Genomic DNA, 15042 nt, shown 5'->3' with positions numbered 1-15042 from the left:
GTGTGGCTCAGCCCACAAAAGAGGCGGCCGCCTGTCCGGGAGAGGTGAGACAGGACGGCCGCCACTCGGGGGTACCGGTTTCCGGACTCCCGTGGGGGGATACCTGTCGCGTGCCCAGGATGGAAGCGGGCATTCCTGTGTGCCGCCGATTTCTTCGCGGGCCGGCGTTGCCGCGAGGTCCGGGGGCTGCCGCCCCCGGGCCCCTGCTGTCGGCCTTCGGCCTCGTCCTCGAACGCCGGACGGGCTGTTCCAGGTCTACGTCGTGCACCCCTGCTGCCCCGACGCCAGCGTGGCGCAGGCCTTCGCCGCCGCCGCGTCCCGCACCGCCACCATCGGCGTGTACGCGATCGTGTCGCCGGTGGCCGTGATGTCGCCGCGTTCCGTGCTGGTGCCGGCCGTGACCCGGACCGAGTCGCCCCGGGCGGCGCCCGTGATGCGGCCCCAGGCGGCGCCGCAGGTCCGGCTGTAGCGGACCTCCAGGGTGGTCGCGCCGACCGTGACGGTCTTCGCGGTGGTCACGAGGTCGCCGCTGCACCCCATGGCCTCCGCGTCCTTGCCGGTGCAGCCTGCGCCCGCGCACTTCACCCCGGCCGGGAGCTCGCCGCCGGTGGCGGTGGACGGCGTGGCCGAGGCGCCGTTGCCCTGGTTCTTCGCGCCGCCGCCGTCGCCTCCGGTGAGGAAGAGGACCCCGGCGACGACCACGGCCACCCCGACGACCCCGGCGAGGAACATCGTCAGCCGCCGCCTGCCCCCGCCGGGCCCCGCCGGGGGCGGGGACCCGGCCGGGCCGCGGGCGCCGGAGCCCTCCCGGCGGTCGGCGTCGGGTGCCGTCGGCTGGGGCGGGATGGTGGGCGAGACGCCCGCCGGTCCGGCGATCCCCGGCATCGCCACCGCGCCGCCCGCCCGGCGCGGGGCCTTGCCGTCCGCCCCTCCTGCGCCTCCGGCGCCGCCTGCGCCTTTTGCACCGCCCGAGGACGTGGCGGGCGGGGCCCCGAACTCCCCCAGCGCGGCCCGCGCCTGGGAGATCCGGATCGCCTCCATGGTCATGTCGTGGCGCATCTCCGAACGGCTCCAGGCCCGTTCGGCCAGCTCCCACATGGTCGTGAGGTGGACGGGATCGGTCTCGGTGACCTCGGCGAGCGCGACGACCGCGCCCTTCGGTGCCAGCAGCCGGCCGCCGAGATAGCGCTCCCAGGACGTCCTGGCGTAGCCGGTGCGGTCGGACAGTGCCGCGACGCTCAGGCCGCTGCGGTCCACGAGCCGCCGCAGCTGGGTCGCGAACTCCTTGACCTGCGGATCGAGTTCGTCCGGCAGGGCCTTCCAACGAGGCATTGCTTCCCCCCTCTTCCCCCGGTCCTCTTCCCCCGGTTCGGTGCCGTGTCTTCCCCGCGTTTCCCCTCGCGCGGTGCCCCCGCGCCGGTCCCCGTTCTGGCTACCCAGCGGGATGCGGCGGTCCCGGAGAACAGTCCCCGGGCAGGGGGCGCACTGGAGCATCGGCCCGTACGGCATGCACCGTCGCACGCCGCCCGTCGTACGGTCCAACGGGCCCTCGGCTCGTCCCGATCGGACACGTTAGCCCGGTTGTGGGTCGCCTCCGTTACCTGTCCGCGAACTTGTCAACACATCGACACACCGGTCATCCGGCCGTGACCTCGCAGGTCACAGGGGTCACAGCTCACCCGAGAGCCACGGCGCCGACGACCGCCACGAGGAGCAGGGCGAGCAGCAGCAGGACCGCGTACAGCAGCAGCCGGTGGTGCGGGCGGGGCGCGGGGTCCGGTTCCGGCCGGTCCCACCACGGGAGGGTCGGATCGTCCTCGTACCCCTCCGGCTCCCCCGCGCCCGGCGGCCGGTCCGGGTCCGGGACGGTCGCCGGACGCGGCCAGGCCTCGACGGCGAGCTCCCAGCGCACGGCGTGCCGTTCGGCGTCGGCACCGGCCAGGCCGGCGACCCGGCAGAGCGCGGCGACGGCCTGCCGGGGCGGCGGCTGCACGCCGTTGAGATAGCGCTGCCAGGAGGACTTGCTGTACGCGGTGCGGGCGCCCAGCGCGACCAGGCTGAGGCCGGTGTCGTCCTTGAGGAGCCGCAGCTGTTCCACGAAGTGCCGCACCTCCGCCGGGAGTTCCTCCGGCAGCGGCTGCCAGCCGCCCATCACGCACCTCCACGGCCTGCCTCGTTGCCAGTTCGTTGCCAGTTCAGAGCGGGTGACGACGGCGGGCGGCCCGCCGGTTCCCGCAGGCAGGGGCCGTGCGGGCGGCTCGTAGCGGAACTGTCACCTCTCTGCCACAGCCGTAGGACAGGCGTTGAACAGCCGCCGCGCGGTGGAAGGCTGATTCCCGACAGCGGTCCGTCCTGCTCGGGGGAGGGGACGGGCCGCCTCGGCGCACCCGCACCCGACGACGGACCTCTAGCTCTTCATCGTGAAGTGCAGCGTGTCCTTCAGATAGGGGATCACCAGCCACGGCTTCGGCTGCGCCATCAACGCCAGCAGCACGATCGCCAGCCCCAGCACCCCGTACGTCGCGATGTCCGTGAACCGCGACCGCACCGCCAGCATCCCGACGCTCGGCAGTATCCACCGCATCACCCCACCGGCCAGCAGCCCCGCCCCGATCAGCAGTGCGCCGACGCGGAACTGGTCCAGCGAGGTCAGCAGCAGCCCCACCGCGACGGTCGCGAGGACCACCAGCATGGGCCACTGCCGGGCCGGCGCCGGCAGATCCCCCGACGCGGCCCTGCCGCCCCCTTCGGGGCGCGCCGTGTCCCGGGTGAACAGCGGGAAGCGCCGGGTCGCCCGGCGCCCCGCACCCTGCTCGTGACCGCGGTCAGCCGACACTGCGCTCCGCCGCCTCGACCACGTTGACGAGCAGCTGCGCACGGGTCATCGGCCCGACCCCGCCGGGGTTCGGGGAGATCCACCCGGCGACCTCGGCGACCCCGGGGTGCACATCCCCGACGATCTTGCCGTCGGCGTTGCGGGAGACACCGACGTCGAGGACGGCGGCGCCCGGCTTGACGTCCTCGGGGCGGACCAGGTGCGGGGAGCCGGCGGCGGCGATGATGATGTCGGCGCGCTTGAGGTGCGAGGCGAGGTCGCGGGTGCCGGTGTGGCACTGCGTGACCGTCGCGTTCTCGCTGCGCCGGGTGAGCAGCAGCGGCATCGGGCGGCCGATGGTCACGCCGCGGCCGACGACCACGACCTCGGCGCCCTTGATCTCGACGCCGTACCGGCGCAGCAGGGTGAGCACGCCGTTGGGGGTGCAGGGCAGCGGCGCGGGCTCGCCGAGGACCAGCCGGCCGAGGTTCATCGGGTGCAGGCCGTCCGCGTCCTTGTGCGGGTCCATCAGCTCCAGGATGCGGTTCTCGTCGATGCCCCTGGGCAGCGGGAGCTGGACGATGTAGCCGGTGCAGGTGGGGTCGTCGTTGAGCTCGCGGACGACCGCCTCGATCTCCTCCTGGCTCGCGGTGGCGGGGAGTTCGCGCTGGATGGAGGCGATGCCCACCTGCGCGCAGTCGCGGTGCTTGCCGGCGACGTACTTCTGGCTGCCGGGGTCGTCCCCGACGAGGATCGTGCCGAGGCCGGGCGTGACGCCCTTCTCCTTCAGCGCCGCCACGCGGGCGGTCAGATCGGACTTGATCGCGGCTGCGGTGGCCTTGCCATCGAGAATCTGGGCGGTCATGGGTCCATCCTCGCGGATGCCGGTCTCCCGGTTCCAGTCGGGTGTGCGGTCATGATCAATGATGTTGCACTTGCACAACACATCGCGAATCAGGGTGGACAACGACACGTCCGTACTAAACGATGAGCGGCGCAGTATCGCGGTCCGGTGGGGGGCAAAACCGCTCAGATCATGACGTACCTCCGTCTTGTCCGCGTCGTCCCCGCAGGTAAAACGGAGGAAACCCGTCATGAGTTTCGGCGCGCCCAACAACCCCTACGGCCAGCAGCCGCAGAACCCGCAGCAGGGTCAGCCCGGCTACGGCTACCCGCAGCAGGGTCAGCCCGGCTACCCGCAGGCCCCGCAGGGTGTGCCGCAGCAGGGCTACGGCTACCCGCAGCAGCCGGGTTACCCGCAGCAGGGCGGTTACGGCTACCCGCAGCAGGGTTACGGCGCGACGCCGCCGTACGCGAACTGGGGCTGGCGTTTCCTGAGCAGGCTCATCGACTCGCTGCTGTACGGCATCCCGTACATCCTCGTGATCGTGGGCGCCGGCAACAAGACCCCCGCGCTGACGATCATCGGCTTCCTCGGCCTGATCGGCCTGTTCGTCTACCAGATCATCCTGGAGGGGCGTACCGGTCAGAGCCTGGGCAAGAAGGCGGTCGGCACCCGCACCCTCAAGGAGGAGACGGGCCAGCCGATCGGTGCGGGCATGGCGTTCGTGCGCCAGCTGGCCCACATCCTGGACGGCCTGCCCTGCTACCTCGGCTACCTGTGGCCGGCGTGGGACTCCAAGCGCCAGACGTTCGCCGACAAGGTCTGCGGCACGATCGTGATCCGCAGCAACTGAGCGTTCGCAGCGACCCCAAGGGCCGTGTCCCCGCACAGGGGGACACGGCCCTGGTCTTTGGCCCTCGCGTGTTTGCGCCTGCGCGCCCGCGACTCAGTGGAAGAAGTGCCGGGTCCCGGTGAAGTACATCGTCACGCCCGCCTTCTTCGCGGCCTCGACGACGAGTTCGTCACGGACCGAACCGCCGGGCTGGACCACGGCCTTCACACCGGCCGCGGTGAGGATCTCCAGGCCGTCGGGGAACGGGAAGAACGCGTCGGAGGCGGCGTAGGAGCCGCGCGCCCGCTCCTCCCCCGCCCGCTCGACGGCGAGCTTCGCCGAGTCGACGCGGTTGACCTGGCCCATGCCGACGCCGACCGAGGCGCCGTCCTTGGCGAGCAGGATCGCGTTGGACTTCACGGCCCGGCAGGCCTTCCAGGCGAACGCGAGGTCCGCCAGCTCCGCCGCGTCCAGCGCCTCGCCGGTCGCGAGGGTCCAGTTCGCCGGGTCGTCGCCGTCGGCCTGGAGCCGGTCGGTGACCTGGAGCAGCACACCGCCGTCGACCGCCTTGACCTCGACGGGGTTGGCGGGGGCGCCCGGCGCCTTCAGCACCCGGATGTTCTTCTTCCTGGCGAGGACCTCGAGCGCCCCTTCCTCGTAGTCGGGCGCGACGATGACCTCGGTGAAGATCTCCGCGACCTGCTCGGCCAGCTCCTTGCTCACCGGCCGGTTGACGGCGATGACCCCGCCGAACGCGGACAGCGGGTCGCAGGCGTGCGCCTTGCGGTGCGCCTCGGCGACGTCCGTGCCGACCGCGATGCCGCACGGGTTGGCGTGCTTGATGATCGCGACGCAGGGCTCGTCGTGGTCGTACGCGGCACGGCGCGCGGCGTCCGTGTCCGTGTAGTTGTTGTACGACATCTCCTTGCCGTGCAGCTGCTCGGCCTGCGCGAGACCGCTGCCGCTGCCGTCCACGTAGAGCGCGGCGGGCTGGTGCGGGTTCTCGCCGTAGCGCAGGGTGCTCTCGCGCTCCCAGGTGGCACCGAGGAAGTCGGGGAACCGCGACTCGTCGACCGGGGCGTACTCGGAGGCGAACCAGGACGCCACCGCCACGTCGTACGACGCGGTGTGCTGGAAGGCCTCGGCGGCGAGCCGCTTGCGGGTGGCGAGGTCGAAGCCGCCCTCGGTGACGGCCTTGAGGACGTCGGCGTAGCGGGCGGGGCTGGTGACGACGGCGACCGAGGGGTGGTTCTTGGCGGCGGCCCGGACCATCGAGGGCCCGCCGATGTCGATCTGCTCGACGCACTCGTCGGGGGTGGCACCGGAGGCGACGGTCTCGCGGAACGGGTACAGGTTGACGACGACCAGGTCGAACGGCTCGACGCCGAGCTCGTCGAGCTGGCGCCGGTGGTCCTCGAGACGCAGGTCGGCGAGGATGCCGGCGTGCACCTTGGGGTGCAGGGTCTTGACCCGGCCGTCCAGGCACTCGGGGAAGCCGGTGAGCTCCTCGACCTTGGTGACGGGGACGCCGGCGGCGGCGATGCGGGAGGCGGTGGAGCCGGTGGAGACGAGTGCGACACCGGCCTCGTGCAGTCCGCGGGCGAGCTCTTCGAGCCCGGTCTTGTCGTAGACGCTGACGAGCGCGCGACGGATGGCCCGCTTGCCGCTCTCGGCCGTGACAGTGCTCTCGGCGGTCACTGGATAACTACCTTTCGTCCCTCAATGCGATAGCCGTTGCGGGCGATCCGCCCCACGACCTCGACGAGCAGCCTTCGCTCGACGTCCTTGATGCGCTCGTGCAGAACGCTCTCGTCGTCCTCGTCCCGGACCTCCACCACGCCCTGAGCGATGATCGGCCCGGTGTCGACACCGTCGTCGACGAAGTGGACGGTGCAGCCGGTGACCCTGGCGCCGTACGCGAGCGCGTCCCGTACGCCGTGGGCCCCCGGGAAACTGGGCAGCAGCGCGGGGTGCGTGTTGACGGTCCGCCCCCCGAACCGCGCCAGGAACTCCTTCCCGACGATCTTCATGAACCCGGCGGACACGACGAGGTCGGGTGCGTGGGCGGCCACGGCGTCGGCCAGCGCCCGGTCCCACTCCTCCCGGGTCCCGAAGTCCTTCACCCGGGTCACGAACGTCGGGATCCCGGCCCGCTCGGCACGCGCGAGCCCCTCGATGCCGGCGCGGTCGGCACCGACGGCGACGACCTCGGCGCCGTAGGCCTCGACGCCGGTCTCGGCGATCGCGTCGAGGAGCGCCTGGAGGTTGGTGCCGGATCCGGAGACCAGCACGACGAGGCGCTTGGCCACGGGCTTGGCGGCCACGGTGGGGCCCTTTCTCGGGGAAGCGTCGGTACGGCGGCCGGCCCCGCACCCGCTTTGTACATTCGTACGAGTGCTTCGCGCCCCGGGATACGGGGAAGTCTACGAAGCGGCCGACCGTCAGCAACGATACCGGCACACCGGGCGGCCCCCACGGGACGGGGGCGTGGCCGGAAGGTAGCGTCTGGGAGGTACCGAGGCGGGAACGCGTCCGGGACACGACGCGTTCACGGGGTAGGCGGTCGTTTCGGCTGCTGTGCCGATCGCCCGCAGCCCCCCGTCCGCCGTGTCCAGCAGTATCCAGACGATCCAGCCATGGCCAGCCGTATCCAGCCGATCCAGCCCATCCATCAGCTCTGTTCTGTTCATCTTGATCTAGGGGAAGACGCTCACTTGATGCCGGACCGCAGCCTGGGACTTCGTATGCTCCCCCCGCAGTCGGTACAGGGAGGGACGCGTTCCGCCGTGCTGCTGCGGGAGCGGCCGGTCTCGCCGCCGGACGCGCCCTCGGACCGGCCGAAGAACGACTCGCAGGACGACAACCCCTTCGCCCCGCCGCCGGAGGGCACGCCGGACAGCCCGTGGCGACCGCGCCGCCCGGCCGGTGACGACGACCGGGAAGCGCCGTGGGGCAGTCAGTGGAGCGACCGCCAGCCCGGCCGGCAGTCCGGCGGCTTCGGCGAGCGTCCCGACGGCGGCCCGGGCGCCGGCGGGCAGAACGGCCCCGGCGGTCCCGGCGGACCGGGCATGCGCTGGGACCCGACCGACCCGGCCCAGCGGCGGGCGCGGTACGCCCTGCTGTGCGGCATGTGGGCCTTCCTCTTCGCGCTCTTCAGCTGGCCGTACGTGGCGCTGCTGCTCGGTGCCCTCGCCGTGTACTGGGGCATCAGCGCGCTCCGCGCCAAGCCCCGCAACCCGGCCGAGGCCGCCACCGGCCGCCCCCAGACGACGGCGGCGATCAGCGGCCTGGTCACGGCGTCCCTGGCGCTGGCCCTGGTGGCGGCCAACTTCACGGCCCAGATGGTCTACCGCGACTACTACACCTGCGTCTCGGACGCCCTCACCAACGAGGCCCAGCAGTCCTGCGACCATCTGCTGCCGAAGGAGCTGCGCGGGGTGCTGGGCAGCGGTAACAGCTGACGAGTGGGTTCAGGGGCCCTCGGGGGCCTCGGTGTCCTCGGTGTCCTCGGCGGCCGGCTCGGACAGCTTCCGCAGCGCCGTCCAGCGGGCCTTGCGCGCCGCCTCGTCCTCCCAGGGGCCGGGCAGCGGGTCGGTGGGCAGCGCCTCGTACTGCTCGGAGGCGTCGCCGCCGTCGATCTGATCGGGCAGCAGCCCGGCGACGAAGACCCGGGGCGGGGTGGGGGCCGCGCCCACGCCCGAGGCCGGAGTCGGGGTGGGGGCCGGGACGGGATCCGAGGCCGACGGTGTCCGGCCGCCTTTGGCCTGCTCCTTCTGCCCCTTCTCCGTGTACTTCTCGCCCGTGGGCGTCTTGCCCGTGGGCGTCTTCTGCTTCTGCTCGGCCTGCTCGTCCCGCGGCTTCCGACCGGCGAACCCCAGCCACGCGGCGAGTGAGGCGGCGCCACCCTTCCGCCACGCCCGCAGCATCAGGGCGCCGGGCAGGCCCACCGCGAGGAGCCAGCCGCCGGTCGCCGCGCCCGTCTGCCACCAGACCGGGCCGAAGGAGGCGAGCGCGGCGACGCCCAGCGGGCCGCCGGCCAACTCGGCCTGCGCCGCGAGCAGCAGCGCCCCCAGCAGTGCCGCGAGGACCACCACCCCTGCCGTGCGCTCGGCCGACCAGCGCCGCCGGGCCGCCCGCGCCGCCACGAACCACGCCGTCGTCACCCCGGCCGCCACCGGCACCACGCCCGCCACCCAGTTCAGCGGGGTTCCGGGACCGTGCTGCGGTACGGCCGCCAGCAGCGGGAAGGGCGGCAGCAGCGGTGCCGGATCCGAGGCCAGCGGGTTCACGAGGTGCCCGGCGCCGAGCGCGAAGCCGGGGCCCACGGCGTACGACGCGGACCACACCGCCGCGTTCGGGATCAGCGAGACGCACAGGAGCAGGACCGCGCACCGGCCCGTCCAGCCCTCCGTCAGCTGGAGGAACGACGACCGTGTGGCGTCGCCGTGCCCCACCAGCGACACCGCGAGCAGCAGCGTCCCGCCCCCGAGGAACACGGCCGTCCCGGCCAGGGAGGCGCGCAGGGCCGTACCCCACCGCACCCGTGTGTCGCGCCCGAGCAGCCGCCGCCGTACCGCGGCCGGCAGTACCTGCACCAGGTTCAGCAGCGGTTCACGCGGACGGCCGTACGCCGTCCACACCCCGGCGCCCGCCGTGCACGCCGCGAGCAGGGGCGGGCCCACCGCCACCCACGCCCACTGGGGGCACAGGTCACCGCCGGACGCGTACAGGGCGGCACAGCCGCCGACGCCGAGGTAGCCGGCGACGACCCCGGTCCAGGCCGTACGGGCGCGGACCGGGGGCGGCGCGTCGGGGTCGTCGCCGTCCGGCGCGTCCACCGCGTACCGGGCCGCCCGGTACAGCAGCAGCGCGGGCAGGACGAGCAGCAGCAACGGCGTCACCCCGACCGGCGCCGGAGCCCCGGACAGCGTGTCGGTGCGGACCAGTTCGACGCCGTGGGCGAGCAGCCACAGCCCGGCCGCGACGTGCAGCGCGCCGCCGGGACCGCTGTCGGGGTAGGGCGAGCTGACCCACAGCGCGATCGCCAGGACGGCGAAGGAACCGAGTCCGAGCCCGGCCGCGAGGGCACCGGCCGCCAGGCTCGCGCCGAGTCCCGGGGAACGGTCGCGTACCCGGCTGAGCAGCGGCGGCGACGACGAGCGGCGGGACGGCAGGGACGGTCGGCGGGCGGTCATCCGAATCACGACCGCCATGCTCCCAACGACACGCGCTTTTCCGGCGTAACCGATGAACGGCCGAAGTGTCGCTCAATATATGTTTATGTGCTTTTTCGAAGGGAGGTGCGCCCGATGACGAACCCCGCACCGACGCCCGCTCAGGCCTTCGACGCGCTCTACGCGTTCTGCGCCCCGGCCCTGGTACGGCAGGCCTATCTGCTGACCGGCCGCCGGGAGCTGGCGCAGGAGGCCGTCGAGCGGGCCTTCCAACTGGCCTGGCAGAACTGGCCGCAGGTGGCCCGTGACCGGGACCCGGCCGGCTGGGTGCGGGCGGCGGCGCACGAGTGTGCGCTCTCCCCCTGGCACCGGTTCCGGCTGCGGTACCGCCACCCCGAGCCACCGCCGGCCGACGCGGCCGACCGCGCGCTCCTGGAGGCACTGCTGAAGCTGCCGCCGTCGTACCGGCGCACGCTGTTGCTGTACGACGGCGTCGGCCTCGACCTGCCGGAGACCGCGGCGGAGACGGAGGCGAGCACGCCGGCCGCGGCCGGCCGGCTGACCCGGGCGCGGCGACTGATCGCCCGTCAGGTGCCGGAACTCGCCGATCCCGCCGCGCTGCACCGACGGCTGGCCGAACTGGCCTCGACGGAACGGTTGCGGGCGGCCCAGCCGCCGACCGTACGGACGTTCGCCGAACAGCGGACGCGTTTCTGGACCCGGTCCGCGCTCGCCTTCACGGCGACGATCATCGCGGCGACCACCCTCACGCTGCGGACGGCGCCGACGCACTACGAGGCGCCGATCGGCCCGGCACAGGCGATCAGCGGGGTGCCGGCGGAGGTGGGGATGGGGCCGTTGTCGGCGGGGGAGCGAGCGCTCCGGCTGAAGCTGCAGAGGCTTGCTTACAACGGCCCGGAGAGAGTGGTGCCGGTGGCTCGGTAGTCCGTCGGCTGCGGGCCGGTGGGGGCTTGTCGCGCAGTTCCCCGCGCCCCTTACGGGGCACCCCAGCTGCGGGCAGGCGTGCCGCAGGGCGGCACGGGTGGGCGCGGCGGCACCCGGCAAGCGCCGGTGAGCGAAACGCCGGTAGGCCCGCCCCCACCCCGGGGACGGGCCTACCGGCGTTCAGTCAGCCGGCGTCGAGAACGACGCTCAGCCGGCGAGGATCTCGCGGGCCAGCTTCGCCGTCTCGGTCGGGGTCTTGCCGACCTTGACGCCCGCGGCCTCCAGGGCCTCCTTCTTCGCCTGGGCGGTGCCCGACGAACCGGAGACGATGGCGCCGGCGTGGCCCATGGTCTTGCCCTCGGGCGCGGTGAAGCCCGCGACGTAACCGACGACCGGCTTGGTCACGTTCTTCGCGATGAAGTCCGCGGCCCGCTCCTCGGCGTCGCCACCGATCTCACCGATCATCACGATCAGGTCGGTCTCGGGGTCGGCCTCGAACGCGGCGAGCGCGTCGATGTGCGTGGTGCCGATGATCGGGTCGCCACCGATGCCGACGGCGGTCGAGAAGCCGATGTCACGCAGCTCGTACATCATCTGGTACGTCAGCGTGCCGGACTTCGAGACCAGGCCGATGCGGCCCGGCTTGGTGATGTCGCCCGGGATGATGCCGACGTTGGACTGGCCGACGGAGATGATGCCGGGGCAGTTCGGGCCGATGATCCGGGTCTTGTTGCCCTTCTTGCCGGCGTACGCCCAGAACGACGCCGAGTCGTGCACGGCGATGCCCTCGGTGATCACGACGGCCAGCGGGATCTCGGCGTCGATGGCCTCGACGACCGCGTCCTTGGTGAACTTCTCCGGCACGAAGATGACGGAGACGTTGGCGCCGGTCTTCTCGATGGCCTCGGCGACCGTACCGAATACCGGTACCTCGGTGCCGTCGAAGTCCACGGTCTGCCCCGCCTTGCGCGGGTTGACGCCGCCCACGACGTTGGTGCCGTCGCCCAGCATGAGCTTGGTGTGCTTCATGCCGGTGGCGCCCGTCATGCCCTGGACGATGACCTTGCTGTCCTTGTTGAGCCAGATAGCCATGGTGTGTTGTGTCCTCGTCCTGAGTGCTTACTTGGCGGCGTTTGCCAGCTCGGCGGCCTTGTCGGCGGCGCCGTCCATGGTGTCGACGCGCTGCACCAGCGGGTGGTTCGCGTCGGTGAGGATCTTGCGGCCCAGCTCGGCGTTGTTGCCGTCGAGGCGGACGACGAGCGGCTTGGAGACGTCCTCGCCGCGGTCCTCCAGAAGCTTCAGGGCCTGCACGATGCCGTTGGCGACCTCGTCGCAGGCGGTGATGCCACCGAAGACGTTGACGAAGACCGACTTGACGTCGGGGTCGCCCAGGATGATCTCCAGGCCGTTCGCCATGACCTGGGCGGAGGCGCCACCGCCGATGTCCAGGAAGTTGGCGGGCTTGACGCCACCGTGGTTCTCACCGGCGTACGCGACGACGTCCAGGGTGCTCATGACGAGACCCGCGCCGTTGCCGATGATGCCGACCTCGCCGTCGAGCTTGACGTAGTTGAGGTTCTTCTCCTTGGCGGCGGCTTCCAGCGGGTTGGCCGCGGCCTTGTCGTGGAGCTCCGCCCAGTCCGCGTGGCGGAACTCGGCGTTGTCGTCCAGCGACACCTTGCCGTCGAGGGCGATGACGTCACCGGAGGCGACCTTCGCCAGCGGGTTCACCTCGACGAGGAGGGCGTCCTCCTTGATGAAGGTGTCCCACAGCGTGACCAGCACGTCGGCGACCTTGTCGGCGACCTCGGCCGGGAACTTCGCGGCGGCGACGATCTCCTTGGCCTTGGCCAGGTCCACACCGTCGATCGCGTTGATCGGGGTCTGGGCGACGGCCTCGGGGCGGGTGGCCGCGACCTCCTCGATCTCCATGCCGCCCTCGACGGAGGCGATGGAGAGGAAGGTGCGGTTGGCACGGTCGAGGAGGAAGGAGACGTAGTACTCCTCGAGGATCTCCGGGGCGGTCTCGGCGATCATCACCTTGTGGACCGTGTGGCCCTTGATGTCCATGCCGAGGATGTCCGTCGCACGGGCGACGGCCTCGTCCGCGGAGGTGGCCAGCTTGACGCCACCGGCCTTGCCGCGACCACCGACCTTCACCTGCGCCTTGACGACGGACTTGCCGCCCAGCCGCTCGGTGATCTCGCGCGCCGCCTCAGGCGTGTCGATGACTTCACCGGCCAGCACCGGTACATCGTGCTTGGCGAAGAGGTCCCTCGCCTGGTACTCGAACAGGTCCACGCGCTTCCGTCCCTATCAGTGATCTCGCGGTTCGTTGGATGCGTGGGCGTGCCGCGAAGGGCAACGTGACGTCCGCAATGTGTCACAAGGGGTGCGCACACGGTGTCCGAGCGCGCGGCATGTCCGTCTCGCAGATTATCGCCGCTCGCTGGGGGTCTCTAAATCGGGAGTCACACCTGAGCGGTGATACCTGTCACATGATGCCGGGTATCCGGGGTTCTCGTGGCACGGCGTGCCGTCTTGCGTGCGAAGTGCGAGGCCTCACCGGGCTGGGGTTGGCCCGGTGAGGCCTCAGATCCCGAGGACTTCTCGTGTCCTCGGGCCGGGCGGCCATGCCCCGCCCCAGGGGGGAGGGCCGCCCCGAAACCGTGGGATTCCGGCCGGACGGACCGACGGCGTTCGGCCGCCCGTACCGGACCGCCCACGGAGTCGCGGAGAGCCGGTCGCGCGGGCCTGCGCCCGGCGGCCGACCTCCGAGGTCATGGGGTCATGGGGTCATCAGGCTCATGGGGTCATGGGGCGCACGGGGGTGACCGGGGTGACGGGCGGGTGGCCGGGGAAGTGGCCGGGGAAGTGGCCGGGGAAGTGGCCAGGAGCCGTCTCTGTGTCCGCGAGCATGGCCTCCGCGCGGTTCTGGAGGGCCTGGGCGTGGGCTCGGGCCGTGGCCTGCGCCTTGGCCGTGGCCGTCGCGGCGCGGGCCGCACGGGCGCCCTGGATGGCCTGGGCGCCGCGGATCCGGTCCGCCCGGCCCGGCCCGGCGGGCGGCTGCACGGCGCCGGCCGCCGCGGGCCGGCCGAACGCCCACGCCCAGCTCCCGCCGGCGGCGGTGACCATGGAACGGCCTATGTACTCGTTCATACGTGTGTCAGTCCTTCGGGCTCCGGCGCGTTCAGCACGCGCAGACGGAGCCGGGAGAGCTTCCGGTGCGGCCGGAAGCGCGGCTGGGGACATCGCCGCCCGGAGCGCCCGGCAGGGGAACCGAGGCGTGTTCACGGAGTCCAGAAGGGGATCCGCGGGGTCCGGACGGACGGGCAGACCTGTTCCGCCCCCGCGCGGCAGGTCCGTGGCGGGGAAGGTGGTCGCCGGTCCTAGCCGGGGAAGAGGGGGATGTCCCGGTACCTGTCCCGGGTCCCGGCCGCGTCGAACCGCGCGGCGGCAGCGGGCGCGAGCCTGAGCGGCGCCCGGTCGGCGAAGGTCACGGCGTACGCGTCGCCGTGCCGGGAGGCGGTGCCGTCCACCGCCGCCTTGCCCAGTGCGCCGTCCGGGTCACCGGCGGGCGCGGGGCGGGCCGGAGCGTCGACGGCGCGGCCGGCCCGGGCGGCCCGGTGGCCGTCGGCGTGCGTCGCCCCGCCGGAGGCGAAGGCCGGTGCGGCAATCCGCGGCCCGTACGACATGGCGGGGTCCGCCGTGTCCGTTTCCGTACGGGGCTTCTCGTGCCCGGTGTCGTGCGTGACCGGTGTCCGCGGCTGCGCCTGCGTGGGGCCGGGCGCCGGCGTCACCGGTGCCGGGGCCGACTCGGCCGGCGGGGTGGAGACGACGGGGAGCTCGGGCACCTGCACCACCGGCAGGGCGGGCAGCTCGGTCACCTGCCGCACCGTCTCGGTGACCGTCTCGGTGAGCGTTTCGGTCAGGGCCGAGACGACGGGAGAGGCCACGGTCCCGGCCACCGTGTCGCTGACCGTGCCGGTCACCGTGCCGGTCACGGACCGGACGACTCCGCCCACGCCGTCCACCACCGGCGGGGCCTCGGCGACGGGCTTTCGCGCCGTCCCCGGCTCCCGGTGCGGCGCGAGCCGGTGGGGCACCGCCGACGTCACGGCCGACGTCAACGACGGCTTCGACGCCATCCCCTCGGCCGCCTGCGCCTGCTGCCCGCAGAGGAAGCCGAGCGCGAGCACTCCGCCGACCAGCAGCGCCAGTTGCAGCGCGCGCCGTCCCTGCGTCGTACGCAACACGCGTACGACGGCACCGGACAGAACTGCTGGCGAGGTCAAGGCGGGAAGGATCCTCCGGTGCGGCGGAACGGAGCAGAAGGGGTCCAACGGCGTGAAGGCCGGTGAAAGACCAGTGGAGACTTCGATCCTTGCACGGGACTCCCGAGGGTGCGCAAGCCCCCTGTTACCGATGGGTA

General features: G+C 72.7%; 14 protein-coding genes. 3 read left to right on the top strand and 11 right to left on the bottom strand.

Annotation, left to right across the window (positions count from 1 at the left end; all coding sequences use genetic code 11):
• Window positions 1-255: 255 nt before the first annotated feature.
• The 4 genes from AB0D74_RS26930 to AB0D74_RS26915 all read right to left on the bottom strand — a co-directional run bounded on the left by AB0D74_RS26930 (window position 256) and on the right by AB0D74_RS26915 (window position 3680).
• Window positions 256-1332 (bottom strand): DUF2690 domain-containing protein, encoded by a 1077-nt coding sequence (locus AB0D74_RS26930; RefSeq protein WP_362592074.1) that lies wholly within the window; start codon window positions 1330-1332, stop codon window positions 256-258.
• A gap of 343 nt (window positions 1333-1675) precedes the next feature.
• Window positions 1676-2152: a helix-turn-helix transcriptional regulator gene (locus tag AB0D74_RS26925; RefSeq protein WP_362592071.1), complete on the bottom strand. Its 477-nt coding sequence runs from the start codon at window positions 2150-2152 to the stop codon at window positions 1676-1678.
• Window positions 2153-2407: 255 nt separating this feature from the next.
• The gene (locus AB0D74_RS26920; protein ID WP_362592068.1) at window positions 2408-2836 is read right to left on the bottom strand and encodes a DUF3017 domain-containing protein; all 429 of its coding nucleotides are present in this window, start codon (window positions 2834-2836) and stop codon (window positions 2408-2410) included.
• The gene (locus AB0D74_RS26915; RefSeq protein ID WP_362592065.1) at window positions 2826-3680 is read right to left on the bottom strand and encodes a bifunctional methylenetetrahydrofolate dehydrogenase/methenyltetrahydrofolate cyclohydrolase; all 855 of its coding nucleotides are present in this window, start codon (window positions 3678-3680) and stop codon (window positions 2826-2828) included. The genes AB0D74_RS26920 and AB0D74_RS26915 overlap by 11 nt, the downstream gene beginning before the upstream one ends.
• 229 nt (window positions 3681-3909) lie before the next feature.
• Here AB0D74_RS26915 and AB0D74_RS26910 point away from each other — a divergent pair, with 229 nt between their 5' ends.
• A complete protein-coding gene (locus tag AB0D74_RS26910) occupies window positions 3910-4512 on the top strand; it encodes an RDD family protein (protein ID WP_362592062.1) in 603 nt (200 codons plus the stop codon).
• 93 nt (window positions 4513-4605) lie between these two features.
• Here the strand turns inward: AB0D74_RS26910 and purH are convergent, their stop codons facing one another.
• Together purH and purN are read right to left on the bottom strand one after the other, a co-directional pair.
• The gene (purH, locus tag AB0D74_RS26905; protein WP_362592059.1) at window positions 4606-6189 is read right to left on the bottom strand and encodes a bifunctional phosphoribosylaminoimidazolecarboxamide formyltransferase/IMP cyclohydrolase; all 1584 of its coding nucleotides are present in this window, start codon (window positions 6187-6189) and stop codon (window positions 4606-4608) included.
• A complete protein-coding gene (purN, locus tag AB0D74_RS26900) occupies window positions 6186-6815 on the bottom strand; it encodes a phosphoribosylglycinamide formyltransferase (RefSeq protein ID WP_362592056.1) in 630 nt (209 codons plus the stop codon). Before purN ends, purH begins: the two co-directional genes overlap by 4 nt.
• A gap of 393 nt (window positions 6816-7208) precedes the next feature.
• Between purN and AB0D74_RS26895 the strand changes: the two genes are divergently transcribed.
• Window positions 7209-7952, top strand: coding sequence for a hypothetical protein (locus AB0D74_RS26895; RefSeq protein WP_362592053.1), 744 nt, complete (start codon window positions 7209-7211; stop codon window positions 7950-7952).
• Window positions 7953-7961: 9 nt separating this feature from the next.
• On the opposite strand, the gene AB0D74_RS26890 is transcribed toward AB0D74_RS26895, so the two are convergent.
• A complete protein-coding gene (locus AB0D74_RS26890) occupies window positions 7962-9704 on the bottom strand; it encodes a DUF6350 family protein (RefSeq protein WP_362592050.1) in 1743 nt (580 codons plus the stop codon).
• A gap of 57 nt (window positions 9705-9761) precedes the next feature.
• Here AB0D74_RS26890 and AB0D74_RS26885 point away from each other — a divergent pair, with 57 nt between their 5' ends.
• A complete protein-coding gene (locus AB0D74_RS26885) occupies window positions 9762-10610 on the top strand; it encodes a sigma factor-like helix-turn-helix DNA-binding protein (RefSeq protein ID WP_362592275.1) in 849 nt (282 codons plus the stop codon).
• 207 nt (window positions 10611-10817) lie between these two features.
• On the opposite strand, the gene sucD is transcribed toward AB0D74_RS26885, so the two are convergent.
• From sucD to AB0D74_RS26865, 4 genes are all read right to left on the bottom strand, one after another.
• On the bottom strand, window positions 10818-11702 hold the full coding sequence (sucD, locus tag AB0D74_RS26880; RefSeq protein ID WP_362592047.1) for a succinate--CoA ligase subunit alpha: 885 nt from the start codon (window positions 11700-11702) through the stop codon (window positions 10818-10820).
• A gap of 27 nt (window positions 11703-11729) precedes the next feature.
• On the bottom strand, window positions 11730-12911 hold the full coding sequence (gene sucC, locus AB0D74_RS26875) for an ADP-forming succinate--CoA ligase subunit beta (protein ID WP_362592044.1): 1182 nt from the start codon (window positions 12909-12911) through the stop codon (window positions 11730-11732).
• A 504-nt stretch (window positions 12912-13415) separates the two neighbouring features.
• Window positions 13416-13769, bottom strand: coding sequence for a hypothetical protein (locus AB0D74_RS26870; protein WP_362592041.1), 354 nt, complete (start codon window positions 13767-13769; stop codon window positions 13416-13418).
• A gap of 230 nt (window positions 13770-13999) precedes the next feature.
• Window positions 14000-14905, bottom strand: a complete 906-nt coding sequence (locus AB0D74_RS26865) for a hypothetical protein (protein ID WP_362592039.1) — start codon at window positions 14903-14905, stop codon at window positions 14000-14002.
• Between the last annotated feature and the right edge of the window lie 137 nt (window positions 14906-15042).

It is taken from the genome of Streptomyces sp. NPDC048278, from assembly GCF_040652195.1.
Lineage (GTDB): Bacteria > Actinomycetota > Actinomycetes > Streptomycetales > Streptomycetaceae > Streptomyces.
This window is presented reverse-complemented; position numbering and strand designations above follow the sequence as displayed.